Source organism: Chloroflexota bacterium (assembly GCA_016197225.1).
GTDB lineage: Bacteria > Chloroflexota > Anaerolineae > Anaerolineales > VGOW01 > VGOW01.
In genome coordinates, this window is sequence record JACPWC010000059.1 from 72,229 (window position 1) to 94,626 (window position 22,398).

A 22,398-nucleotide genomic window follows, 5' to 3' on the forward strand; every position below is an offset into this window, starting at 1 on the left:
GCCTCACAGCACTCTAAAACTTCTCGCTGCTGACCATTGACTGAACTCCCCTTGAGCGTTCACTGCTCGCACACGCCAGTAGTACGTGCCAATTGGCAGGGCCGCTTCGGGCGTGTACTGTGAAGCCACTGTTCGCCCGCCCTGCCCGCGGCCAAGCAGGGTGGCAAAAGTTGTGCTGGTCGAAATCTGCACTTCGTAGTGCTCCAAGCCTGGAGTCGAATCGCTCCAATCCAGCGTAGGTTTGTTGTTGGTCACGGTTGCGCCGTTGGCAGGCAAGAGCAGGGCTGGCACGCTCGGCGGGTTGGGCGTATCGAAGTGCCGGACGCGAGACCAGACGCTAGATGTCCCATTCGACCTGTTTGCTCTTACCCGCCAGAATAGAGTTGTCCCCTTCGGCAAATCAATCGTCGGCGCGTAAGCCGACGATGTGACGTTCAAATTCTGCACCAGTCGGGTGAAATTCTGGTCGGTGGCAATTTGAAGATTGTAGGATGACGCTTCGCCCACCTTATCCCAATCAAACAGTGGCCGCATCGTTTTTATGGAGGCAAGGCCCTTTGGCATTCGTGTGCATGGCGGCGGAAGGAGTAAATTGGTATTGGGAGCATACTCACGAGTAAAATGTACGCTATCAAGGAAAACGTCATAGGGTGCCTCCAAAGCGTTCCCATCTAATTGAATAGCAATGGCTAAATGATCATCAGATGGCGTGTCGGCAACAGGTGGGATAGTAATGTCGAGAGCATGAGGTGGTTTTCCATCAATTGAAAATTCTTGATAATGAACTTCCTGGTTGGCCGTTATATTCCCTTTAAGAACTAATGTATGCCAGGCATTCCTTCTCAGTCTTACTTCTGAAGCAGGAAATGTACTCATGCCTGGAACCCCCACCCATTTTTCAGTTTGGCAAGGATTCCAATAGCGCCATTGCGGCGCGCCGTCACCAACATTTTGCCATTGCAGGGCAAATTCGTAACGATTGGACTTGTGCCATTTGTTCATGGTGAACTCAATCGCCTGGATCTTAGAAGTCGAACCAGCCTCATTGTTGAAGGTGGTTGAATCAAGCCAAAATGTCATGGTCAGATCAAATGAAACTGCATTTGGCTCGGATGGGAGATTTCGGTAACAATGCACATTCGCGTAACCGGTGTTGTCTGGGGCAGACGTTGGTGTAGGAGCAGGAGGGGGGATAGGAGTTGCTAATCCCGTTATAGAACATTGGAGAGTTGTGCCACCAACAGGTCCTATTGTTGTTGGTTCCTGGCTTGGTATAGGCGTTGGCGGTGGAGTATTTATTTTGCGCCAGGTGGGCCATTGGCCCGAGGGCGACTGTTCACAAAAGACGCCCCAATACCCGTGGTCACTGTCCAAGAAGAATGTGTCCGAATTGGGCGTTTGCGTTAGCGGCGCGGCATAACATGGATGAGGAGTAAGGCTAGGTGTTTGAGTAATAAGGGCCGAAGTTTCTTCAGAGGCTCTGGTTGGAAACACAGAGCCAAGAAGGACAACAATCAAGGTGCCAAACAGAATCGCCAGTGCTCGTTTCGCCTCTAACGCCTTGCCTGGTGATTTCATAGTATCTCCCTGCATCGGATTAAGCCGAAATCGTCAACCAAGAATACACCTTTTCCACTTTCAACGCGCCAGCCTTTGACATTCAACAAAGCTATCAAGGGATTGGCGTTGGGGCATCTGGGTTCTTGAGCCTATAAGCCTGCTCAACTCCATCTCGGTTGTAGTATCCAGCAAAAAGAACAGAATTGAGGGGAGCGTTAACTGCAACTCCAGGTGGAATAATCGTTGCGTTTGCTATCGTCTTGTCGGCATATTGAAGCATGATGCCCCATGTTGTGAGTACAACTATTTCGCCGTTGAGAACTTGATGATAGGCGCAATCTGCCTGCCAGTCAGTCAAAGGCACAGGATTCCCAGCAATAATTGCCCCCACCTCTTTTCCTTTGCATCTCGTGTCGGCGATAAATGTTGCTGTTGGTTGAGCAGCAGGTGTTAATGACAGCAGGTTTGTACTTGATTGAGGGGAAACAAAATAGCCAACAAAGCCAGCGATGACAAGAAGCGCGCCGAAAACCCCGAGGAAAATTGACTGCAGAGGAGTTAGTTGAATCAGGAGTTCTTTCAAATGAATTGTTCTAATAATAGCGATACATACGGCAATTGCTCCGATAATCAAAGCGGCTGTCGGTAGAGCAATATCCTTTAGTGACATGAAGCCTCAGATAGCCAGCGGAACCTACGCTATTGGTCCAAATGCCCAGCCAACATTACTCAGTGCTCAGGGAATCGCCAGCATCACCGCCAGTTGCCCCCACCACGTTTGCAGAAGGCTGAGTGACTGCTCAACCGTTGGCAGTTGGCAACCGCTCAACCCTTGCGTTGCCACGCACGGCCACCAGGTCGCGCCCACCGTCAACAGCCACAACCCGGCAGTCACCATCACCGCAAGCATCACCGCCTCGCGAATGAAGTACCAGCCCGGCTGGCGGGCAACCTTGACGGCGTAACTTTCGACATGCGGCCCGTAAGCGCGCTCGGTCTTCACGTCCAGCTTGAGGGGCGGGCGGTTTTTGGATTTTCGCACCGAACGCGGCGGGGCGACGATCTTCACCGTTTGCTTGTCGTTCAAGTCCAGGGTAAGCACGTCGGGCGAAAGTTTCACCCGGTCGTCGCTGGAGCGCAGTTCCACGCGAGCGTAGCCCGGCCCTTTGTTGACGAGGGTGAACTCGCCGCGCCCGGTGCGGGTGAAAAATGACCGGGCCACCGTCAACGGGTCGGGTTCAATGACCAGCGCCGGGGCCGGGCGCCCCGGATCGAGTGTTTGCAGACACAACTCCAATGCTTCGTGCTCGTCAAGGCGCTTGTCGCGAATGTCGCGCACGGCCTGAGCCAGGTCGCCCCGAAAGCACTGCGCTTCGAGCCAGCGGGCCAGCGCATCGTCGTGATATAAAAAGTCCAGCGCCTCGTCAAGATGATGATCGGCCAGCATGGCGAACTCGGCTTCGGAGTGGGCGGCGTCGCCGCCGGGGAAGACCAGAGGCCGCGTCACCGTGACCGGGGCAGAGACGTTGCCGGGCCGGTTCTTCGCTTCGCGAATGGCGACGTGTCGATTCTGAAATTGGATCGCGGTCGGGCGTTGAGCCGGTTCGGTGGTGGTGGCCGCCAACAACAAGTCTTGAACGTCTTTGGGAATATCAAGCTCTTCAAAATCGGGTGGGGTCAGGCCGGCGTGAGGGGTGAAGCGCTGGCCCGTCATCTGTTCGCGCCGCACCAGGTCGGGGTAAATGCCCAGCCCGGCCAGCATCAGGTAAGCCGTCATGCCAACGGCATAAACGTCCGACATCGGCGACGGGCCGCCGCGCCAGTGATCCCAACTGGCAAAGCCCGGCGTGCCGGCCGCCGCGCCGCTCTCGGTGCTCCAGCTTCCGGGGATGGATTGCTGGCGGGCCAGACCGAAGTCCACCAGGAACAAGCGCCCGGTATCGTCTTCGATGATGTTGTCGAGTTTCACATCGCCGTGCACCACCGGCTCGGGGCGCGAGTGCATGTAATGCAGAGCCGAAAGCATTTGCTCCAGGCGCTGGCTGAGATCGTCCCAGGCCATCGGCCCGTTGGCGTAAAGTTTCTGCTTCAACGTTTCGCCGGTCACGTACTTCATCACCAGATACTCGGCCTTCTCGTCAGAGAAGGTGTCGAGCACTTCGGGGATGTTGGCGTGGCCCGGCGTGTTGAGGCCGGCCAGCAGTTTCAGTTCGCGTTCAAAGAAACGGCGGATGGTGTTGGCCTGTTCGGGCGAGCCGGGCGCAAGCTCAACACGCTTGATGGCCACCGGTTTGCGGGTGCGAATGTCGTTCGCCAGGTAAGTGTGGGCAAAGCCGCCCTCGCCGAGACTGCGCTCAATCTTGTAACGATTGTCCAGCGGCGGGGAATCGGGCAATAACTGCTGGCACTCGCCGCAGAAGATTTTATTGTTTTGAGAAGTCTCGTGCCCGCAAACCGGGCAGGTTCGAAGCAACGACTTTGTGACCAATTCCATGCTGGATGTTTAACTGGGACTCTCGGCGCTGGCCGGTTTACGGGGCAACCGCCTCTTGAGTTCCGAAACCTGAATCTTTAATGCCCGGCGGCACTTCGGGCAATTTTCCACGTGGTGGATCGCTTTGGCCGCCTGGGCGGCGGCCACGGCCGCTTCCACTGTTTCAGTCTTCATCGTAAAGTTCCAACCACACCATTGACAACGCACCTGCATCATATTGACCTCCGGTCATATTTTAGTTGGTCGTGGGTTACGAAAACGTTTCAATCCACGATCATTCCTGGCAAGCATTTCAATACTCTACCTTATTTATGTTGGGACGCAAGTAATATCCCGACGAGGATCAGACCGCCGCCGCCGAGTTTGAGCGGCCCCGGCGCTTCGTTCAACAGCATCACCGCCAGTATCGTCGAGCCAACCGGCTCGCCCAACACTGTCACCGAGACGTAGGTCGCCGAGAGATAACGCAAAGCCCAGTTGAAGGCCGAATGGCCGATAAGTTGCGGCACGAGGGCCAACACGGCCATCCAAAAGTAAGCGGCGGGCGGGTAGCCAACTAACGGCTGGCGGCTGACGATAACCGTAGTGAGCAGGGTGATGGCCGCTGTGCTGTAACTCAAAAAGATGTAAGGGATGAGGGAGACGCGAAGCGCCTCGCGCAGCCGTCGCCCGATAAGCCAGTAAAAGGCAATGGCAACCGCGCCGGCCAAAGCCAGCAGGTCGCCGGCAAAAGCCCGGCCCTGCACGAAGTCGGCCAGGGGCGGGCAGGCAACCCCCCCGCGAGAGACGGCGCATACGTCGGCCAGACCGACGATGACGCCGCCGATCAGGGAGACGATCAGGCCAATGATCAACGCCCGGCTCATCTTTTCCCGCCAGGCCACGAACGAGAGGACGCCGACGAGCAACGGCGAAATGCTCACCAGCACGGCGGAACTGGCGACGGTGGTGAATTGAAGTGAGGTGATCCAGGCGGCGAAGTGCGCGGCCAGAAAGACCCCGGTTCCGCCGGCCAGCAACAAGTCGCGCCGGGTGAGGCGGGCCAGCTCGGCGCGGTGGCGGGCGGCGACCAGGGCGGCCAGCGCCAGCGAGGCAAACGCGAGGCGGTAGGTTGCGATGACCAACGGCGGCGCGCCTGCGGCCAGCGCATAGCGGATGATGATGGACGCCGCCGAGACGGCCAGCACGCCGATGACGATGCCAAGATAAGGGTGAAGGGCGGGGCGAGGCGCTGAGGTGGACACGTTTTGAAACGATTCTAGCGCAAGTTATGCTTTAGCTTGACAACGATTTTCTATGAGGCTAAAATCACAAACAGTCAGAACTTAGCCAAGTTAAATTAAACATCAAAGGAGATGTCGCATGGCCCACGAACTGCCCAAACTGCCTTACGCCTTCAATGCTCTTGAGCCTCACATTGATGCGCGAACGATGGAAATCCATCACGGCAAACATCATCAAGCGTATGTCACCAACCTCAACAAAGCCCTCGAAGGCCACGATGCCCTGGCCGCCAAAAGCATCGAAGCCCTGATCTCTGATTTGAATAGCGTCCCCGAAAACATCCGCGCCGCCGTGCGCAACAACGGCGGCGGCCACGCCAACCACTCCATGTTCTGGCTAAGCATGAAGGCGGGCGGCGGCGGCGAGCCGGGCGGCGCGCTAGGCGAGGCCATCAACGCAACCTTTGGCGGTTTTGCCGCCTTCAAGGAAAAGTTCAACAACGCCGGCATGACGCGCTTCGGCAGTGGCTGGGCCTGGCTGGCGATGAGCAACAACGCCCTGGAAGTGGTTTCGACGGCGAACCAGGATAGCCCGCTCATGGAAGGCAAGACGCCCCTCCTGGGTTGCGACGTTTGGGAACATGCCTATTACCTCAACTACCAGAACCGCCGGGCCGATTACCTGGCCGCATGGTGGAACGTGGTGGATTGGAATTCAGTAGCGGCGCGATACGCGGCTAAATAAAAAATTCTCTCAGGAGACAATTATGACTCACATTATCACCAGTTTGTGCCTGCGCGATGGCGCATGCATTGAGGTCTGCCCGGTCGAGTGCATCATTCCGGGCACACCGTCGGACGAATGGCCGTGGATGTATATTGATCCCGACACCTGCATTGACTGCGGCGCCTGCATTCCCGAATGCCCCTTTGAGGCCATCTTCCCCGAAGATGAAGTGCCGGGCGACTTCAGCAAGGCCGGCATGCGCGTGAGCGCCCCGCAAGACTCGAACTTTGCCGACAAGGCCACTGAAGAACACGAAGTGGAAAGTGAAAAGGGCAAAGAGCACATTATGCTCAAGCAAACGTACGTGCTGGCCGATGGCGACGTGATTGACCTCAGAGCCGACAACCAGAAGAACTACGACTACTTCAAGGGTGGGCCGGGCTATCCCGCCAAATAATTGATCCTCCCTGCTGTGGGTCAGAGAGAGCCTCCTCCGGCTCTCTCTTTTTTTGCCAAACAGCTAAGAAATCACTGCCGTTTGTCATTTGACTCGCCGATCCCGGCGCGATATATTTCTGTGACGCGACGCGGCCAAATCACGTAACCAATTTTGAAGGAGTTGCCTCATGTCCAACTTTAGAACCGAAAAAGACTCGCTTGGCGAACTGCAAGTGCCAGCCGACGCGCTTTACGGCGTGCAGACTCAACGCGCCGTGCTCAACTTTCCAATCTCCGGGATGCGGCCCTGGCGGGCCTTCATCTGGAGCATGGCTCTGATCAAACGGGCCGCCGCCGATGTCAACCGCGACCTCGGCCTGCTCGACCCGGCCAAAGCCGGGGCCATCGTCGCCGCCGCCGCCGAAGTCATGGACGGCAAATGGGACTCGCAGTTTGTCGTCGATCCCATCCAGGCCGGAGCCGGGACTTCGCACAACATGAACGCTAACGAAGTCCTCGCCAACCTGGCCTCCGAAAAGATGGGCGGGACACGGGGCAACTACCTCGTCAAGCCCAACGACGATGTGAACATGGCCCAGTCTACCAACGACACCATTCCGACCGCGATCCGGCTGGGGTGCTTGTGGCGGCTGGACGAATTGCTGGCGGCGGTGGACAACCTGCACGGCGCGCTCGCGGCCAAAGCAACCGAGTTCGATGGCGTCGTCAAATCGGGCCGCACCCATTTGCAGGATGCCGTGCCGGTTCGCCTCGGCCAGGAGTTTGGCGGCTACGCCAAAGCGGTGGCTCGCGACCGCGAACGAATCGCCCGCGCCGCCGAAGGTCTGCGGCGGCTGGGCATCGGCGGCACGGCCACCGGCACCGGCCTCAACGCTCACCCCGAATATCACGCCCGCATGGTCAAACGATTGAGCGAGATCAGCGGGATCAAGTTATATGAATCCGATAACCTGTTTGAGAGCATGCAATCCATGGCCGATGCTGCCGACTTCTCGGCCTCGCTTCGGACTCTGGCCGTCACCCTGATTCGGATCGCCAACGACATCCGCCTGCTCTCGTCCGGCCCCAGCACCGGCCTTGACGAGATTCGTCTGCCCGCCGTTCAACCCGGATCGTCCATCATGCCCGGCAAGGTGAACCCGGTGCTGGCCGAGATGATGGACATGGCGATGTTCCATGTGCAAGGCTGCGACTTCACCGTGTCGCTGGCGGCCCAGGCCGGCCAACTGGAACTCAACGTGATGATGCCCATCATCGCCCACAACCTGTTTGAGGCAATGCAGGTGATGATCGGCGCGGTGAACGCCTTTGCCGACAAGTGTGTGAAGGGCATCGTCGCCCAACGCGAGAAGGCTGAAGGCTGGCTCGCCAAAAACGCGATCGTCGCCACCGCCCTCAACCCGCTCATTGGCTACATGATCGCCGCCGAGCTGGTGAAGGAGGCCATGAAGCGCAACATGACCATCCGCGAAGTGGCGGCAGAACGGATCGCCAAAGGCGAACTAACAAACAAGGATAGCGGCGCGTTGATCACGCTGGCTGATATTGACGGCGTGCTGGGCGACATCCGCAAGCTGACTGAAGGCGGCCTCGGCGGCCCGGCGGGCGGCGGATGACAAATTAGCGGATTTCTGCAGGGCGAATTGTCAATTCGCCCTGCAATTTCCAATTCCCGAGGCTTTCCTATGACATCAACAATTATCCCGCCAAGCCTGCCTCCTACTAAACTCGGCGAGGCGCTCAAACATTTTGAGCCGCGCCCGGCCTCGGCTGCCCTGGCCGACATTATTCTCGGCGGGCAGGACGGGCTGGTGAACACGCTGGGGGTAATTCTGGGCGTGGCGGCGGCATCGTCCGATCTGCGGATCGTGATCGCCGGCGGTCTGGCCGCCACCTTTGCCGAATCGATCTCGATGGGCGCAGTCGCCTACACTTCGACTCTGGCCGAGCACGATCACTACCGTTCGGAACTGGAGCGCGAGCGGCGCGAGATCCGCGAGATGCCCAATGCCGAAGAGCAGGAAGTGCGCGACGTGTTCACGGCCTGGGGGTTTGAGGGCGGCCTGCTGGAGCAGGCGGTGGCGCAGGTGATCCGAAATGAGGAAGCCTGGGTGGACGTGATGATGCGTAACGAGCTTAAGCTGGCGCCGATAGAAGACAGCAATGCTCTGCGCGCCGCGCTCGTCGTCGGGTTCTCAGCCCTCACTGGCTCGTTCATTCCGCTCATCCCGTTTTTGCTCTTTCCGCTGATGGTTGCTGTGCCGCTGTCGCTAGTGCTCTCGGCGCTGGCCCTGTTCGCGGTGGGCGCGTACAAAGCGCGCATCACTGTTGGCCGCCCTCTCAAGAGCGGGTTGCAAATGGCCGTCATTGGCATTGTCTCGGCCCTGGCCGGGTATTTGATTGGAGCCTTGTTTGGGGTTCAGTCGGGCGGCTAAGACAAATCAAAACGCCGGGCTGGTCGTCACGCCGCCGTCCACCACGAGATTCGTTCCAGTGATCCAGCGCGCGGCGGGCGAGGCCAGAAAGAGGCAGGCGTCGGCCACATCGTCGGGTTGGCCGAGCCGGCTAAAGGGCGCTGTGTTCTGCCAACGGGCCACACCGTCCGGCCAGCGTTCTTCGATTCCTTCGGCCCAAATCAGTCCGGGTGACACCGCGTTGACGCGAATGTTGTAGCGGCCAAGCTCGTGCGCCGCCGCGCGCGTGTGCATCAGCACCCCCGCCTTGGCCGCATCGTAATGGCTGTGACCGGGAGCGGGGTGCTCGGCTTCGATTGACGAAACGTTGATGATGGAGCCGCCGTTGCCCTGAGCGATCATTTGCCGGGCCGCCGCCTGCGTGCAAAGAAAAACACTCTTCAAATTGGCGTTGATCACCAAGTCCCACTCGGCCTCCGACATCTCCAGCAATGATGAAACGGGATACAGCCCGGCGTTGTTGATCATCACATCCAGCCGGCCAAAGGCCTCGACGGTTTGAGCGATGAGACGGTCAACCTCGGCCTTTTGAGTCGCGTCGGCCCGAATGGCAACCGCCTCTCGCCCCATTCCTTTGATTCTGTCCACCACCGTCTGCGCGCCGCTTGCGCTGGCCCGATAACTCACCACAACTTTCGCGCCTGCTTCGGCAAACCGGATCGCGATTCCCCGGCCCAGCCCGCTCCCACTGCCGGTGACGGCGACGGCCTGATTTGAAAAGTCCAATAAGTTTTGCGGAGAAGGAAGGGCCATGTTTTTCAACCGGCCAGACTCTGCCACACCAGCAACACATTGAGGCCAATGATAACGGCGGCGGCGAGGATCGCCAGAATCGTCGTGCTTCGCCGGTTGGCGTACTCGCCCATTAGCGCCTTGTCTCTGGTGAACAGGATGAGCGGGATGACGGCGAGCGGCAGTTGGAAGCTGAGGCTGACCTGGCTCAACACCAGAATACGGAGCGGGTCGAGGCCGAGGCCGATGACGACGAGGGCGGGCACGAGGGTGACGGCTCGCCGCACCCAGACATTGATATGAAAGTGCAGGAAGCCGTCCATAATCACCTGCCCGGCCATGGTGGCGGTTGTGGAAGATGAGAGGCCGGATGCTAACAGGGCGATGGCAAAGACAGTGGCCGACAGCGGGCCGAGAAGCGGCGCAAGCGTTTGGTGCGCCTGTTCGATGGAGATGACACGCAAACCGTTCGCGTAAAACACCGCCGCCGACATGATCAAAATGGCCGAGTTCACCAGCCAGGCCCCGTTGAGGGCGATGACCGAGTCGAGGGTGGAGAGGGTGAGGGCGCGGCGGTTGGCCTCCGGGTTGTTCGCCGAGCGGCGCGATTGGATGAGGGCCGAGTGCAGGTAAAGGTTGTGAGGCATCACCGTCGCCCCGATGATGCCGACGGCCACCAGGGTGCTCCCGCCCGGCAGGTGCGGCACGAGAGTGTGATACGTCAACTGGCTCCAGGCCGGTTGCGAGAGAAAAATTTCAACCAGGTAAGCAATGCCGATGACGGCTACCATGCCGATGATGATCATCTCGAGTCGGCGCAGGTTGTACTCTTCGAGGGTGAGGATCAGGCCGACGATTGCCCCGGTGAGCAAGGCCCCGGCAAACAATGGCAGGCCGAAGAGCAGGTTGAAGGCCACCGCGCCGCCCAGCACTTCGGCCAGGTCGGTGGCAATGGCCGCCAGCTCGGCCGTGGCCCACAGAAAGACGGCCACAGGTTTGGAAAAACGTTCGCGGCACAGCTCCGGCAGGCTCTTGCCGGTGGCGAGTCCGAGTTTGGCCGAGAGCGTCTGCAAAAGAATCGCCATCATGTTACTGACCAGGATCACCCACAGCAAGCTGTAGCCAAAACGCGAGCCGCCTTCGATGTCGGTTCCCCAGTTGCCCGGATCCATATAACCTACGCTGATGAGGAAGGCCGGGCCGAGAAAGGTGACGATGCGCTTGAGGGTGTAACCCCAGCCGTTGCGCTTGATTGAATCTCCGAAAAGCTTTAGAGGGGAAGTAGATGAATGGGTAAGGGTGCGAAGCATAAAATTTTTACCTCAGCGGGCGCGCGGCAGGTTTGCCCCACAAAAGGGGCCACTGCCAACTGCCTTCACCCGCTACGCGAATGTCGCGCCGCTGGAAACGCCAGGCGGCGAGAAGGGCAAAAAGGGCGGCCACGCCTAGCAAGCCGAGAAGCCATTGGCCGTTCAGGTCCACAACTGCATTGCCGCCCTGGTAATAGTTGAGTGGGGAGAACCGGGCAATCTTCTCCAGGCTGTCGTCAATGCGAGCCAGCGAGGTGACGAAATAGCTTGCCACCAGGATAAGACCCGTTGCCATTGCCGCCAGGTTGCGCGAGGGGAGCAACATGCTCAAGAGCAGAGCCAACGCGCCAAAGAACAGGAGCACCGCCGCCAGCGAGAGGAAAGGCCGCGCCAGTTCCGTGCCGCTAAGCTCAATAGAGGACCAATTCCTTCCAATCATCAGACCGGACCACGTCAGGGCGAGAATGGCGGCGAGGGCCGCGACCAACCCCAGCAACCGCCCCATGAACAAAGCCGTGCGGCTGATTGGGTAGGCCAGCACCAGATCGAGCGTGCCATTCTCCTCATCCGCAACTAACAGGCTGCTGCCCGCCAGCACGGCGAAGACGCCGAGGACGAGCGGCATGAAAGAAAAGAACTCGAAGCCCAGATACCCCTCCGGCGTGAACATCGTTAAGGCCGACATGTCGCCGAAGAAGGCCATGAGTTCAGGCGGATAGCTGGAGATCAGTTGCATAATCGTTTCCTGCTGTTCGGCCAGCGTGTCGTAGAACGTCATGAGATACATGCCGAGCAGGGCCAGGGAGATGCCCCAGCCGAGAATTGCGCCGCGCGAGCGGGCAAGTGTATGTAGAAAAACGGTGATCATTTTAGTTGTCCTCCTTTCGGCCGGACTCGTAATAGGTGAGGAAAATTTCTTCCAGCGACGGGCGTTCCGTCTCGAAATCGCTCACCGGGTAGACGGCCAGCGTTTTAATCAGGCTGTCCATTTCGCCTTCAACCTGTATCAACACTCCGGTGCCGTCGTCCCGCGCCAGGATTTTCACTCCGGCCAGGTTGGCCAGGGCCGCGCTATCCACCGGCTGGCGAAAGCGAACGCGCGCCCGGCGCAGGGCGCGATTGATGAGCGCCGCCGTTTCCGCCACTTCCACAACCACGCCTTGCCGGATGATGGCGACGCGATCGGTTATTTCCTGCACCTCGCTGAGGATGTGGGAGGAGAGGAACACGGTTGCGCCCCCGGCCTTTGCTTCTCGAATCAGGCGCAGTGTTTCTTGCTGGATCAAAGGGTCGAGGCCGAGAGTCGGCTCGTCCAAGAGGAGCAGTTCGGGGCGGTGCATCAACGCCTGAACGAGGCCGACCTTCTGCTTGTTGCCTTTCGAGAGATTCTTGATCGGGGTTTTGAGGTCGAGATCGAGTCTTTCAGCCAGGCGGCGGGTGAAGTTCCAATCTGCTTTGTTGCCGCGCAAGCGGTTGAAGAATCGCAATGCGCCCTCGACTGTCATATTGTCCTCGAGGCGCAGTTCGCCGGGAAGGTAGCCGGCGCGAGCGCGCACGGCCAGCGGGTCGGCCTGAGGGTCGAGGCCGAGGACGCGCACCGTGCCGCCGTTGGGGCGGATGAGGTCGAGCAGGCAGCGGATGGCAGTGGTTTTGCCGGCTCCGTTCGGGCCGAGGAAACCGAAGACTTCGCCCTGGCATACTTCGAGAGTCACGCCTTGCAGGGCGTGGACGTGGCCGTAGGATTTTGTCAGGCCCTGGGTGGTGATAACAATGCTTTGATTCATAGGACAACTCCTGTTGTTAGAGACTGTTCCAAATCCCTGTCGGAGTTCGTCCCGCAGTTGCACTGCGGGGCGCGGACGGCAGTGCAACTGCCGCCCAACAGGTTAAGACGCTTTCTTAGATCGCCGCCTCAGGCAAGATGCTCGTGGCTGGCCTTCTCCAAATTGCAATAGAGCAAATCCGGCTCGCACCCGGCGCACTCCAACTGTAAGGCGGCGTGGGCGATGCCGTATTTGTGGTTCAGCAGTTCGTTGAGGTCGCGCTGAATCACTGCGCCCGTGCTGATGAGCACGTCGTCGGTCAGGATGTGGGCCGAGAGGGCGCGCATGGCTTGGGTGATGCTCCACACGTGCAGGTCGTGGACGCCGCGCACGCCCTTCACGTTTTTTAGATCGCTCACCATCGCGTTCATATCCAGATTGTGCGGCGTGCCTTCGAGCAAAATGTCGGCGCTCTCGCGGACGATGCCCCAGGCGTTCCGCAAAATGAGCAAGCCGATAAAGACGCTAACCAGCGGGTCGAGGAAGACCCAGCCGGTGAAGCGGATGGCGACACCGGCCAGAATCGCGCCGAAGGTGGAGACGGCGTCACCGGCAAGATGCAAGTAGGCGCTCTTCAAGTTCAAGTCGCCAGAACTGCCGCGCCTGACCAGCAGTGCGGTGCCGACGTTGACGATGAAGGCGAGAATGGCGACGACGATGAGAATGTCGGCTTCTACTTGCGGCGGGGCGATGAAGCGCCGATAGGCCTCGTAAAAAATCCACAACGTCATCAACGCGAGTGTGGTCGAGTTGAAGAGGGCGATCAGAATCCCGGCGCGATGGTAGCCGAACGTTTTGCCGGCGTCCGCCGGGCGGGCCGCCAGCCGCAGGGCGTGCCAACTCAGGGCCAGGGCGATCACGTCGGTGAAGTTGTGGCCGGCGTCGGTGAGCAGGGCCAGGCTGTTGGCATAAATGCCGGCCAGGGCTTCGACGAAGACGAAGGCCAGGGTGACGCCGAGGGCCAGGGCCAGCCGTTTCACAGTCAGGCTGGCGGCTTCGGAGGAGCGGGAGTGATTGGCGCTCATCTCACCTCAATAGCTTCGGGAAAAACTGCCCAGCGCGTTTCATATACTCACGATACTCGTCGCCAAACGTTTCAACTAAGTTCGCCTCTTCCCTGGATGTGCGCAGGAGCAGAATGATCAGCGGCAGGGGCATTGCCATTCCGAGCCACCAGAGTGTGGTGAGGGCGGTGAGGGCGAGGGCGCAAATGAAACCGGTTGTGTAGAGCGGATGCCGCACCCAACGATACGGCCCGTGCGTGACCAGCTTGTGATTCTGGCGCGTGGCCTGGGTGGGCGAGATGTTTACGCCAATGCTGACAAGCACCCAGTAAAACACTGGCAGTGTGGCGATGGCAATCAGCGCCGCCGCCCACCGAACCGAGTCGGGCAGAGAAAATCGCGCCCAGGCCACCCAGGCCGGATTGATCAAGTAGCCAAGCAGTGGCAGGATGACGATCAGGCCAAGCAGGCGCAAGATGACGACCAGCTTCTGCCCTTCCGAAGTTTGCATTCGGCCTCCTTCACGATCGGCTTTGCGCCGGAAGTAGCCGCTCATGACAAGGGCGGTGGTCAGCAGTAAAAAGGTGATTAGTCTGTAAATGATTTCGTTTTCCACGGGAACTCCGATTTGCTTTGTAATCGGGTATCAAGGATTGAAGCAGTGCGGGCAAACTTCGTAAACCAGGACTTTCAACTTTGCCGCCGCCTGGACTACCGGGTCGCTGGCGCGGGCGTGGCTCTGGTCTTGCGCCCAGGGTTGAGAATTGGCAATGTCGTTGATCGTCGTTTCGAGAGCGCAAAGCTCCGACGGCGCAATTTTTCTGTCGGACGAGCTACACGAACCATAGTGAAAGATGCTTTTGCTTCGGCCATCAACAGTCACGGCGACGGTGATCAGGCGGGCGTTCGCGGTCGGATCGAAATAGCTGTCTTGCAAGGCAAAGAAATGCATTTCTTCAACGGCCTTGAGCAATTCTTCAATTTTGTCGCGGCTGAGAGTCGTCTTTCGCACGCCTTCGATGATGGAGTTGGCCTTGCCCTCAAACGTGGCTCTTCCGTCTCCGTGAATGGTCAGCAGAGAAGTTGAGCAAATTCCTGAGCACAGCGTCCGTTCTACCGAAATCACGGCGTTGATGGGCGGCATAAAATTCTGGCGGCTTCGGTAGACGAGGCTGGCAGGCACGATTGCCAGGATGACGATGACGACGGCTATCCCTGCGATCAGCTTTCTTTTGTGACTCATGTCCCGGCCTCCTATCAAGGATGACGCGCCTTTTAAAACTTCACAAAGTAAGCCGTGAAGTACATCACGGCGATGCCAAGCGCCAGCCCGGCTACGTTGACCCAGTTGGCGACCGACTCGTTATTCTTCTCTGCATCACGGATCAGCAGACGGCCCACTTCGACGATGACCTGCCAGATTGCGCCCACGCCAACGCCGAGGAAGATCGTCGCCAGCAGAGGCGAGTAGGCGAAGCCGCCGATCCACGCGCCGAGGATGGCCGGGGCGCCGGCCAGCAGGCAGAGAAGAATGAAGGCCTTGAGCGAAGGGCGATCTTTTGTCACGGGAGCAGCAATTCCCACACCCTCGGTCACATTGTGCAGAGTGAAGCCGATGACGAGGAAGGAGCCGAGCGTCGCCTCACCCAGAGCAAAGGCCGCGCCGACGGCCAGACCTTCGCCCAAATTGTGCAGGCCGATGCTGAGGGCGATCAGAGTCGCGATCCGCAAACGCCCGCCACTGTTGTCACGTTCGGCCTCAGATGGTTTGCCGCTCACGGCCAGGATGGCCAGCCAGGCGAGCAGGGCGGCGAAGGCGGCGACGGGCAAGCCTTGAAAAACTCCGGCCACGTCGCCGGCCACTTCAATGGCTTCGAGGGCGGTGTCAATCAGCAGGAAGACGAGCAGGCCGACGGTGAGCGCCAGCACGAAGTTCAAGCCTTTGCGGCCCATGCGGCGCATGGCCGGGAACCAAAGCAGGCCGAGGCCGACCGGGATAACGCCGATGTAGACGCCGAGCAGGCCATAAGCCAGAAACTGGGTTGGGCCAGGTTGAGGCGTCTCGGCGGCGATGGCGACTTCCCCGGTGAAGGTCGTGCCGGATTCGGTGACGACGGTGATGGCGTGCGGCTCGCCTTGCATCCAGTCATACGGAATCGTGATCGTGCCCCGTCCCAGTCGTGGCAGTTCGGCGCTCGGCGTCATCTGCCATTCCCAAAACGCATCGTCTACGGTGACCTGGGCGATGGTGAGCGGATCGGGGCTGCCGTTGAAGACGGTGACGATGAACTCGCCGGGGCGCAGTTCAATGCGTTCGATGGAGATCGACTCGATGGGCGGGAGGCCGTCGGCTTTGAAGGCGGCGAGCGGGTTGGTGAAGAAGAAGACGGCGACGAGCGCGCCGAGGAGGACGAGCGGCAGGAGGGCCGATAGCCATAACGGCCAGTTGGCGACCTTAGGTGTGGCGGGAACAGTGCGTGGTGTATCCATCGTTTAGGCCCTCGCGTCAAAGAAACCCATCCAGCCGAGTTCGGCCAACTCGCTCTGGTGGGCGTGGAACATGTAGCGGCCAGGGAATTCGGGCGCAAACTCCAGAATGTGGCGCTCGCCCTGGCCCATCGTCACCGTGTCGGTCAGTTCATAGTGATCGAGCCGGGTTCCGGTGCGGAAGAGTTTGTACATGCTCGAGTGCAGGTGAAGCGAATTGACCGGATCGAACTCGGTGATGTTGACAAGATAAATGCGGATGAGGTCGCCGACTTTGACCTGGATGGGGTGCTTGGCGTAGTGGAAGGCGACGGTGTTGGCGGCATAGATTTCGTTCTCGCCGTCGAAGTTGGTGTCGAAGGCGTTCATCATCATCACCATTTCGTGGGCGGGTTCGCGCCCGCCGGGCGGGTCAATGATGAACGTGCCGTACAACCCCTTGTGAATGTGGCGCTTGAGGGGCGGGGTGTGGCAGTGATAGAGATGCAGGCCGAACGGTTTGGCGTCGAACTCGTAAGTGAAACGCTCGCCGGTTTTGAGGACGGGCGTAAAGCCGTCCATGCTTGGCGGGTGGATGCCGTGAAAATGGATGGTGTGTGGATGGGCCGACCCGTTGCCGAAGTTGAAGCGCAGGCGGTCGCCCTCGGTGCACCGAAAGGTGGGGCCGGGGATTTGCGGGGGTTGCCCCTCCAGGCCATAAGCCCAGCCGGGAAATTTAACTCCGGGCGCGACTTCGATCTCTTGATCCACAGCGTAGATGTTCCACTCGCGCAAGGTCTGGCCGCCGGGCAGGGTGGTAACTGTCCCGTAGTCAAAGTGAGTCAGATACTTTGCCGGGTCGAACGCGCCAGGACTAGTCGTGTCCACGTCGCCGGTGGTCATGTTGCCGCCGTGAACGCTGTGATCAATGACGCCCTGGTCGTTTTCCGGGCGGGCGGGCGGCGTTTCGGCGACGGCTTGCGACTGCTGAGCCAGGGCGGCAATGCCGGCTGCGCCGAGCGTGCTGACGGTGCCGATTTTTAGAAAGTCGCGTCGAGAAAGATTCGATTTCATGTCCATGTCTGCAACTTCTTTCAGTTTTTGATTTCAACAAATATCTGGTTGGTCACTTGCTTGCCCAGGGCATGCGAGTCAGCGCGGTTACCCACGCGAACGTGAAGCGGCCCATCGAAGGGCGCTTTATCGGCGATGATGACCAGCGCGTCGGGAATGATGCCCAACTCGGCCAGGTAGCGAAGCAGGGCAGGGTCGTCGTCGCGCACGCGGGCTACGCGGGCGGTCTGGCCGGGGGCAAGGTTAGTCAGGGGTTCCCCGGCCGGGTCGGCGATGACCCCGTCTTTAGTCGGAATGGGGTCGCCGTGCGGGTCTACTTCCGGGTTTCCCATCAGGGCGCAGATTCGATCTTCAAAGTCTTCAGAGATAACGTGCTCCAGCTTCTCGGCTTCGGCGTCTACTTGATCCCACGAGTAGCCCAGCGCCTGATGCAAATAAAGTTCCAGCAGGCGGTGGTGGCGAATGACTTCGAGGGCGATCTTGCGCCCGGCGGCGGTGAGGGTGACGCCGCGATGCTTTTCGTAATCCACCAGGCGCGGGCGGTCTTCGGCCAGCTTTTTGATCATGCCGGTGACGGAGGCCGGGGCAACCGCCAGCTTTTCGGCCAGGGCGTTGGTGGACACTTTGCCCGTGTCTTCCTGCAATTCGTAAATAGCTTTGAGGTAGTCTTCGACGGCGTGGGAGATGGTTTCCATTTTGTATTTCCGAAGAATAATTTTAGGCTATCCTAAATTTTGAAGCATAATATACCGAAATTCATCGCCTGTCAAATGGGAAATTGGGTAGAGCGAAGAGTTGCCGGGTATAATTGGTTCTATGACTGACCTGCACCAGATACAGAATGAGAGTGAGGTTGAGGCGAGTTTGCGTCAGCGAGCAATGATGAATGAGCAGTTGATTCGTGAGCGTGCGCAATTGATAGCTGACGAGTTTCCGCCCGAATTCCGGCAACCTGAGTTTCTGGAGCATGCGGCTTCTCTAATAATTTTGCAGGAGCGTCTGCAAAAGTTTGGCGAGTGGGAAAAGAAGCAGATGGAACGATCTCTTACAATCAATGTTGACCAACTATCTGAAATCTTCGCTCACCTCGACGCCGGGAAGCCCAACGAAGCTTGTGGTCTGCTGGGTGGACAAGGTGGGCGTGTTCAGAGGGTGTACTTAGTTACTAACGCCACGCCCAGCCCGGTTCGCTATTCGATGGAACCGGAGAAACTCATCCAGACAATTTTGGAGATTGACGAACGCGGCTGGGAACTGCTTGGCATCTTTCACTCTCACCCCGCCGGGCCGCCGACTCCGTCCGCCACCGACGTGGCCGAGGCCTACTACCCGGACTCGGCCTACGTCATCTGCGCCCCCGGTGCTGACGGGCGTTGGCAGGCTCGGGCATTCGAGATTCGGGGCGGGGAAGCGCGAGAGATTTTGCTCCAGGTGGAAGGCTGAAACTTTATAACAAGCAGAGGGTTTAAGTGTGTTGACTTTGCCTGCTTAACCTTTTAGGAGGACACGAATGAATTTGGTTCTTGGGGCGGTATCTTTGATACTGGCTTATTTTCTTGGCTCAATACCTTCCGGGGTGGTGATCGTCCGGCTCATGTCCGGCAAAAACATTCGTGAAGTGGGCAGTGGCCGCACCGGCGGCACCAACGCCATGCGGGCGGCAGGTTTTGGCGCAGGCCTGGCAACTGCCGCGTTTGATATTTTGAAAGGCACATTTGCGGTTTGGCTGGCCGGGGCGCTCACCGGCGGCAACCACTGGGCCGAGACGCTGGCCGGGGTCATGGCCGTGTTCGGCCACAACTACTCAATCTTTTTGGCCGAGCGGGTGCAACTCGAAAACGGAAAGACGCAACTAAAATTCGGCGGCGGGGCGGGCGGCGCGCCGTCGGTGGGGGCGGCCATTGGGTTGTGGCCCTGGAGCGCGCTCATCATCGTGCCGGTGGGCGCAGTCGTTCTTTTTGGCATTGGTTACGCTTCAGTCGCCACCATGTCTGCCGGGCTGATCGCCACCGGAATCTTTCTGGTGCGCGCCATGTTTTTCGGCTCGCCCTGGGAATATGTGGCTTATGGTGTTTTGATTTTTATTCTGCAGGTGTGGGCCTTGCGCCCCAACATCCGGCGGCTGTTGGACGGCACCGAGCGCATGGTGGGCTGGCGGGCCAAACGCCGCGAAGCGTAATGAGCGGCGCAGGCCGGCAACCAGTCGCCGCCGAAGTAAAAGCCCGCATGTTATAATCGCCGGCGATGAGTAAAAAAACCGCCTCACCCAAAAAATTCGACTCGCGCCCAACCTCCCGCCGCTCCAAAGCGCTGCAAATCATTGGCCTGATCGTCGTCATTAGCTTTGTGCTCAGCCCGTTATTGCCGGATGTGATTCGCCTGCCCCAACCCACGCCAACGCCAATCGTATTCCCGACGGACACGCCGACTGCCAGCGCCACGCCGACTTCCACAACCGGGCCACTGACGTTCCCCACCCCGGGGCCGCCACCCCGGCCCACCCCTTAATCACAAACAAAAACGCGCCGATGTTCTCGGCGCGTTGTCTTTATTTCATCGTGGCAAGGCCAAACTCAGGGCGATAATGCCGCCGAGCATGCCGACCACCGCAAACTCGACGATCACTCGCCGGTTGAGTTGGCCGGCGAGGTGTTGTTGGGCCAGCCCGTGCAAAGCGTAGAACAACACCAGCAACAACAAACCGGCTCCAATCGGAGTCACCCGCCAGTAGTTCAAGGCCCACATCGTCTCGCCGCACGTCAACCCGATCACACCCGCGAAAATTAAACTGCGCTGGGCCTCGGCCTGGTTGAGCAGGAAGAGGCGCAGGGCCAGCAATCCGCCCAGCAGGGCCGCGCTCGTGGCCGAGAGCGCCGCCCGCGTGCCGGTGAAACGTATCCAGCCAAAAATCGCCAACGCTACAATGAACGTTAACGCGGTGAGACCAAAGCTGGCGGCCCCAAAGGCCGGGTCGGTTCGTTCGACGACGATGTACTCGGCCACAAGCACGATGACCAGCAACAGGGCGCTCAATGCCAGTCCCAGCCACCAGGCCGGCCCGAGCGGGGCCAGGTTGAGAATTAACCCCAATGCCAGCGCGGTTGCCCCCGGCAGAACCCAATGAACCGGCCCGGACATCACGCCGCCGCTGAATCGCGGGTGGCTGCGAATCAATGTGTCCGAGCCGGAACTGATCAGGGCGGCGACCATGAGCAGAATGATGACTTGCCCGTTGACTTCGACGCCGATGGAAGAGCCAAAGAGACGGGCGCTGAATTCGCGGGCCGGCAGTTCCACGACTCGGGTGAGGGCATAGGCCAGCAGAATCACGGCGGTCAGGACGCTCAACCGGTCGCGATCCGGGAAGTAGCGAGTGGGTGCGGGGGCTTGCTCAATCATGAGGCGATTCTAACATAGGGCTGATATATAATCTCGCCCATGACTCAACTCGGTCTAGCCCTGCTCGGACTCGTGGTTGGGGCCGCCCTCAATGCCCTGGCCGACGACCTGCCGCACCGCCTCCACCCTCAGCCGCCGTACTGCCCGGCCTGCGGCCAGCCTCATCACCCGCTTCAATGGCTGTCTCTCTCTACGCCTTGTTTGCCGGCGAACAGGAACCGATCCCCGCCCTCACCAAATCCGCGTTTGGCGGGCTGGCCGGGTTTGGCGTCTTTTACCTGCTCTACCTGTTCAGCTTCGGCTTTGCCCGGCTGGTGGAACGCTTGCGGGGCGAACCTCTGACTGAAGTGCCGTTTGGCGGCGGCGATGTGAATCTGGCCGGGGTGGCCGGGTTGGCGGTGGGCTGGCCGGGCATCATTCTAACCATCGTGTTCACCATCGTGTCTGGCGGCGTGGTGGCCGGGCTGTACCTTCTCTTCAAACGCCTTCGCGGCGGCTACACCGCCTTCACCCCGATTCCTTACGGTCCGTTTATTGTGCTGGGCGCTGTCGTCGTGCTTGTCTTCAGCGCCGAGATTAAACGCTGGAACGGGGTAGGGCCGTAAGAAGTGCGACGGACTTCTGAAACTTCAATGGGACTATACAAAAAGAGCGCGGCATCTGCCGCGCTCTTTTGATCTGATTTGAAAATGTGGGGCGACGCGAAGCGGTCAACTCGCTCTACAACAGCTCAAGCCGTCGCTTCGGCCTGGTTGCCGCGCCCGAACCAGCGGCCCCACTCTTTGTTCTCCCACACCACCAACAGCGGCGCGGCATTGAAAATTGAAGAGTACGTGCCGCTGAACACGCCGATGAGCAACGTAAGGATAAAGTGCTGAATAGTCACTCCGCCGAACAAAACCAGCGCCAGCAAGGTGAACATGACCGTAAGCTGGGTGTTGATCGAGCGGTCGAGCGTTTGCACGATGGAGTGGTTGACCACCGCCTCGTAGCTGGCCCGGCGGTAGACCCTCTGGTTCTCGCGGATGCGGTCGAACACCACAATCGTGTCGTGCACCGAGAAGCCAATCACGGTTAGCACGGCGGTCAGGAACAGGGCATCCACTTCCCAGCCCAAAAAGTGGCCGAGCAGGGAGGCCGCGCCGATCATCACCAGCACGTCGTGGAGCATGGCGATGATGGCGCACACGCCGTAACGAATCGCGTGCGGCACGCTCCAAAAAGCATAAGTGATGTAGGCCAGAATGCCGATCGAAGCCGCCGCCACAGCCAGCGCCGCCTTCTGCGTCACTTCCGCGCCTACGGTGGGGCCGACATTGTCGAAGCGCAGAACCACGACTTCGCCGTATTTGTCTTTCAACCCGGCTACCACTTTTGCCTGGCTGGCTTCATCCAGGGTCTTGGTGCGGATGATGACGGTGTTGTTATCAGAGGTTTGCACGATGCTGTCGCTAAAGCCGAGATCGGCCATGAGCGATATGATTTCGGCAGTCTCGACGGCTTGCGGAAGTTGCACTTCCAGTTTTGAGCCGCCTGTGAAGTCAATGGAGAGCGGCAGGCCCCACAGCGCCAGCGAGATGATGCCGGGGATGATGACCACCAGCGAGATGGCAAAGTACCAATAACGTTTGCTGATAATGTTCATGATGTTAC

At 59.3% G+C, this 22,398-nt stretch carries 25 protein-coding genes; 8 read left to right on the forward strand and 17 right to left on the reverse strand.

Annotated features, from left to right (window positions below):
- Positions 1-3: 3 nt before the first annotated feature.
- The 5 genes from HYZ49_10555 to HYZ49_10575 all read right to left on the reverse strand — a co-directional run bounded on the left by HYZ49_10555 (position 4) and on the right by HYZ49_10575 (position 5,298).
- Complete coding sequence (locus tag HYZ49_10555) at positions 4-1,080, reverse strand: hypothetical protein (protein ID MBI3242721.1); 1,077 nt, start codon at positions 1,078-1,080, stop codon at positions 4-6.
- Positions 1,081-1,672: 592 nt separating this feature from the next.
- Positions 1,673-2,230 carry a hypothetical protein gene (locus tag HYZ49_10560; GenBank protein MBI3242722.1) on the reverse strand — a complete coding sequence of 186 codons (558 nt, stop codon included), beginning with the start codon at positions 2,228-2,230 and terminating at the stop codon, positions 1,673-1,675.
- Positions 2,231-2,296: 66 nt separating this feature from the next.
- Positions 2,297-4,054, reverse strand: a complete 1,758-nt coding sequence (locus HYZ49_10565) for a serine/threonine protein kinase (protein MBI3242723.1) — start codon at positions 4,052-4,054, stop codon at positions 2,297-2,299.
- Positions 4,055-4,063: 9 nt separating this feature from the next.
- Positions 4,064-4,228 carry a hypothetical protein gene (locus HYZ49_10570; protein MBI3242724.1) on the reverse strand — a complete coding sequence of 55 codons (165 nt, stop codon included), beginning with the start codon at positions 4,226-4,228 and terminating at the stop codon, positions 4,064-4,066.
- Positions 4,229-4,359: 131 nt separating this feature from the next.
- Positions 4,360-5,298, reverse strand: coding sequence for a DMT family transporter (locus tag HYZ49_10575; GenBank protein MBI3242725.1), 939 nt, complete (start codon positions 5,296-5,298; stop codon positions 4,360-4,362).
- Between the two features lie 118 nt (positions 5,299-5,416).
- On the opposite strand from HYZ49_10575, the gene HYZ49_10580 reads away from it, so the two are divergent.
- The 4 genes from HYZ49_10580 to HYZ49_10595 all read left to right on the forward strand — a co-directional run bounded on the left by HYZ49_10580 (position 5,417) and on the right by HYZ49_10595 (position 8,898).
- Positions 5,417-6,022, forward strand: a complete 606-nt coding sequence (locus HYZ49_10580) for a superoxide dismutase (protein MBI3242726.1) — start codon at positions 5,417-5,419, stop codon at positions 6,020-6,022.
- Between the two features lie 22 nt (positions 6,023-6,044).
- Entirely contained in the window at positions 6,045-6,461 is a 417-nt protein-coding gene (locus tag HYZ49_10585) for a ferredoxin family protein (protein ID MBI3242727.1), read from the forward strand.
- Between the two features lie 169 nt (positions 6,462-6,630).
- Complete coding sequence (locus tag HYZ49_10590; protein MBI3242728.1) at positions 6,631-8,079, forward strand: aspartate ammonia-lyase; 1,449 nt, start codon at positions 6,631-6,633, stop codon at positions 8,077-8,079.
- A 69-nt stretch (positions 8,080-8,148) separates the two neighbouring features.
- Positions 8,149-8,898 carry a VIT1/CCC1 transporter family protein gene (locus tag HYZ49_10595; GenBank protein ID MBI3242729.1) on the forward strand — a complete coding sequence of 250 codons (750 nt, stop codon included), beginning with the start codon at positions 8,149-8,151 and terminating at the stop codon, positions 8,896-8,898.
- Between the two features lie 6 nt (positions 8,899-8,904).
- Here the strand turns inward: HYZ49_10595 and HYZ49_10600 are convergent, their stop codons facing one another.
- From HYZ49_10600 to HYZ49_10645, 10 genes are all read right to left on the reverse strand, one after another.
- Entirely contained in the window at positions 8,905-9,690 is a 786-nt protein-coding gene (locus HYZ49_10600) for an SDR family oxidoreductase (protein ID MBI3242730.1), read from the reverse strand.
- A 5-nt stretch (positions 9,691-9,695) separates the two neighbouring features.
- Complete coding sequence (locus HYZ49_10605) at positions 9,696-10,979, reverse strand: Nramp family divalent metal transporter (GenBank protein ID MBI3242731.1); 1,284 nt, start codon at positions 10,977-10,979, stop codon at positions 9,696-9,698.
- 7 nt (positions 10,980-10,986) lie between these two features.
- On the reverse strand, positions 10,987-11,847 hold the full coding sequence (locus tag HYZ49_10610) for an ABC transporter permease subunit (protein MBI3242732.1): 861 nt from the start codon (positions 11,845-11,847) through the stop codon (positions 10,987-10,989).
- Position 11,848: 1 nt separating this feature from the next.
- Entirely contained in the window at positions 11,849-12,763 is a 915-nt protein-coding gene (locus HYZ49_10615; GenBank protein MBI3242733.1) for an ABC transporter ATP-binding protein, read from the reverse strand.
- Positions 12,764-12,891: 128 nt separating this feature from the next.
- Positions 12,892-13,827, reverse strand: coding sequence for a cation transporter (locus HYZ49_10620; protein ID MBI3242734.1), 936 nt, complete (start codon positions 13,825-13,827; stop codon positions 12,892-12,894).
- A 1-nt stretch (position 13,828) separates the two neighbouring features.
- Positions 13,829-14,422, reverse strand: a complete 594-nt coding sequence (locus HYZ49_10625) for an isoprenylcysteine carboxylmethyltransferase family protein (protein ID MBI3242735.1) — start codon at positions 14,420-14,422, stop codon at positions 13,829-13,831.
- A 30-nt stretch (positions 14,423-14,452) separates the two neighbouring features.
- Positions 14,453-15,049: a hypothetical protein gene (locus HYZ49_10630; protein ID MBI3242736.1), complete on the reverse strand. Its 597-nt coding sequence runs from the start codon at positions 15,047-15,049 to the stop codon at positions 14,453-14,455.
- A 32-nt stretch (positions 15,050-15,081) separates the two neighbouring features.
- The gene (locus tag HYZ49_10635; GenBank protein ID MBI3242737.1) at positions 15,082-16,296 is read right to left on the reverse strand and encodes a ZIP family metal transporter; all 1,215 of its coding nucleotides are present in this window, start codon (positions 16,294-16,296) and stop codon (positions 15,082-15,084) included.
- Positions 16,297-16,299: 3 nt separating this feature from the next.
- Positions 16,300-17,352 carry a multicopper oxidase domain-containing protein gene (locus HYZ49_10640; protein ID MBI3242738.1) on the reverse strand — a complete coding sequence of 351 codons (1,053 nt, stop codon included), beginning with the start codon at positions 17,350-17,352 and terminating at the stop codon, positions 16,300-16,302.
- A 14-nt stretch (positions 17,353-17,366) separates the two neighbouring features.
- The gene (locus HYZ49_10645) at positions 17,367-18,041 is read right to left on the reverse strand and encodes a metal-dependent transcriptional regulator (GenBank protein MBI3242739.1); all 675 of its coding nucleotides are present in this window, start codon (positions 18,039-18,041) and stop codon (positions 17,367-17,369) included.
- Between the two features lie 121 nt (positions 18,042-18,162).
- Here HYZ49_10645 and HYZ49_10650 point away from each other — a divergent pair, with 121 nt between their 5' ends.
- The 3 genes from HYZ49_10650 (at position 18,163) to HYZ49_10660 (ending at position 19,854) form a co-directional block, all read left to right on the forward strand.
- Positions 18,163-18,789: a M67 family metallopeptidase gene (locus tag HYZ49_10650; GenBank protein ID MBI3242740.1), complete on the forward strand. Its 627-nt coding sequence runs from the start codon at positions 18,163-18,165 to the stop codon at positions 18,787-18,789.
- Between the two features lie 67 nt (positions 18,790-18,856).
- Positions 18,857-19,525 (forward strand): glycerol-3-phosphate acyltransferase, encoded by a 669-nt coding sequence (locus HYZ49_10655; protein MBI3242741.1) that lies wholly within the window; start codon positions 18,857-18,859, stop codon positions 19,523-19,525.
- Between the two features lie 65 nt (positions 19,526-19,590).
- Positions 19,591-19,854, forward strand: coding sequence for a hypothetical protein (locus HYZ49_10660; GenBank protein ID MBI3242742.1), 264 nt, complete (start codon positions 19,591-19,593; stop codon positions 19,852-19,854).
- 45 nt (positions 19,855-19,899) lie between these two features.
- Here HYZ49_10660 and HYZ49_10665 read toward each other — a convergent pair whose 3' ends face one another.
- Complete coding sequence (locus HYZ49_10665; GenBank protein ID MBI3242743.1) at positions 19,900-20,745, reverse strand: hypothetical protein; 846 nt, start codon at positions 20,743-20,745, stop codon at positions 19,900-19,902.
- Positions 20,746-20,921: 176 nt separating this feature from the next.
- Here HYZ49_10665 and HYZ49_10670 point away from each other — a divergent pair, with 176 nt between their 5' ends.
- A complete protein-coding gene (locus HYZ49_10670; GenBank protein ID MBI3242744.1) occupies positions 20,922-21,350 on the forward strand; it encodes a prepilin peptidase in 429 nt (142 codons plus the stop codon).
- A gap of 125 nt (positions 21,351-21,475) precedes the next feature.
- Here HYZ49_10670 and secF read toward each other — a convergent pair whose 3' ends face one another.
- Positions 21,476-22,393, reverse strand: coding sequence for a protein translocase subunit SecF (gene secF, locus HYZ49_10675; protein MBI3242745.1), 918 nt, complete (start codon positions 22,391-22,393; stop codon positions 21,476-21,478).
- Positions 22,394-22,398: the final 5 nt, after the last annotated feature.

Coding starts and splice junctions, on each gene's coding strand:
- HYZ49_10555 (MBI3242721.1), bottom strand. CDS start 1,080: ATGACATTTTGGCTTGATTCAACCACCTTCAACAATGAGGCTGGTTCG.
- HYZ49_10560 (MBI3242722.1), bottom strand. CDS start 2,230: ATGTCACTAAAGGATATTGCTCTACCGACAGCCGCTTTGATTATCGGA.
- HYZ49_10565 (MBI3242723.1), bottom strand. CDS start 4,054: ATGGAATTGGTCACAAAGTCGTTGCTTCGAACCTGCCCGGTTTGCGGG.
- HYZ49_10570 (MBI3242724.1), bottom strand. CDS start 4,228: ATGAAGACTGAAACAGTGGAAGCGGCCGTGGCCGCCGCCCAGGCGGCC.
- HYZ49_10580 (MBI3242726.1), top strand. CDS start 5,417: ATGGCCCACGAACTGCCCAAACTGCCTTACGCCTTCAATGCTCTTGAG.
- HYZ49_10585 (MBI3242727.1), top strand. CDS start 6,045: ATGACTCACATTATCACCAGTTTGTGCCTGCGCGATGGCGCATGCATT.
- HYZ49_10590 (MBI3242728.1), top strand. CDS start 6,631: ATGTCCAACTTTAGAACCGAAAAAGACTCGCTTGGCGAACTGCAAGTG.
- HYZ49_10595 (MBI3242729.1), top strand. CDS start 8,149: ATGACATCAACAATTATCCCGCCAAGCCTGCCTCCTACTAAACTCGGC.
- HYZ49_10600 (MBI3242730.1), bottom strand. CDS start 9,690: ATGGCCCTTCCTTCTCCGCAAAACTTATTGGACTTTTCAAATCAGGCC.
- HYZ49_10605 (MBI3242731.1), bottom strand. CDS start 10,979: ATGCTTCGCACCCTTACCCATTCATCTACTTCCCCTCTAAAGCTTTTC.
- HYZ49_10610 (MBI3242732.1), bottom strand. CDS start 11,847: ATGATCACCGTTTTTCTACATACACTTGCCCGCTCGCGCGGCGCAATT.
- HYZ49_10615 (MBI3242733.1), bottom strand. CDS start 12,763: ATGAATCAAAGCATTGTTATCACCACCCAGGGCCTGACAAAATCCTAC.
- HYZ49_10620 (MBI3242734.1), bottom strand. CDS start 13,827: ATGAGCGCCAATCACTCCCGCTCCTCCGAAGCCGCCAGCCTGACTGTG.
- HYZ49_10630 (MBI3242736.1), bottom strand. CDS start 15,049: ATGAGTCACAAAAGAAAGCTGATCGCAGGGATAGCCGTCGTCATCGTC.
- HYZ49_10635 (MBI3242737.1), bottom strand. CDS start 16,296: ATGGATACACCACGCACTGTTCCCGCCACACCTAAGGTCGCCAACTGG.
- HYZ49_10640 (MBI3242738.1), bottom strand. CDS start 17,352: ATGGACATGAAATCGAATCTTTCTCGACGCGACTTTCTAAAAATCGGC.
- HYZ49_10645 (MBI3242739.1), bottom strand. CDS start 18,041: ATGGAAACCATCTCCCACGCCGTCGAAGACTACCTCAAAGCTATTTAC.
- HYZ49_10650 (MBI3242740.1), top strand. CDS start 18,163: ATGACTGACCTGCACCAGATACAGAATGAGAGTGAGGTTGAGGCGAGT.
- HYZ49_10655 (MBI3242741.1), top strand. CDS start 18,857: ATGAATTTGGTTCTTGGGGCGGTATCTTTGATACTGGCTTATTTTCTT.
- HYZ49_10660 (MBI3242742.1), top strand. CDS start 19,591: ATGAGTAAAAAAACCGCCTCACCCAAAAAATTCGACTCGCGCCCAACC.
- HYZ49_10665 (MBI3242743.1), bottom strand. CDS start 20,745: ATGATTGAGCAAGCCCCCGCACCCACTCGCTACTTCCCGGATCGCGAC.
- HYZ49_10670 (MBI3242744.1), top strand. CDS start 20,922: ATGGCTGTCTCTCTCTACGCCTTGTTTGCCGGCGAACAGGAACCGATC.